General features: G+C 43.2%; 1 protein-coding gene. It reads right to left on the bottom strand.

Annotated elements, in window-relative coordinates:
• The coding region (locus KDM89_RS20855; RefSeq protein WP_212689745.1) for a glycosyltransferase family protein at positions 1-338 on the bottom strand (338 nt) is incomplete at both ends.

Raw genomic sequence — 338 nt, 5'->3', positions numbered from 1 at the left:
GGTTTATTGCCACTTTGTAGTCAAATTTTTCAATTACCAAACTACGTGGTTTTAATACATACGTGTTCAAATCCTGCGCGCAAATTTCATCAATAAGACCAGCAAGCTCATTTATATTGGCTGAATCGCAATACCATCCTACATCCGGGTGTTCCGCAACCAACAATTCCAATTCAGAACCTTCATCACCTACGACTAAAATAGGTTTATCAGCGGCGAGTGAGAAATATGCCTTACTCGGTACACCCAAACCTTTCATCCCCGAAGCCAGCGAGACAATGGCTACATCGCAGGCCGCCAAGCCTTCATCATTTCTTGAAAACGGAAGACTTGGAACA

This window comes from Cognatundibacterium luofuense (assembly GCF_018139685.1).
GTDB classification, from domain to species: Bacteria; Pseudomonadota; Gammaproteobacteria; order Burkholderiales; family Burkholderiaceae_D; genus Undibacterium; species Undibacterium luofuense.
The sequence above is the reverse complement of the archived record's forward strand: the minus strand, read 5'-3'. Positions and strand labels throughout refer to the sequence as shown.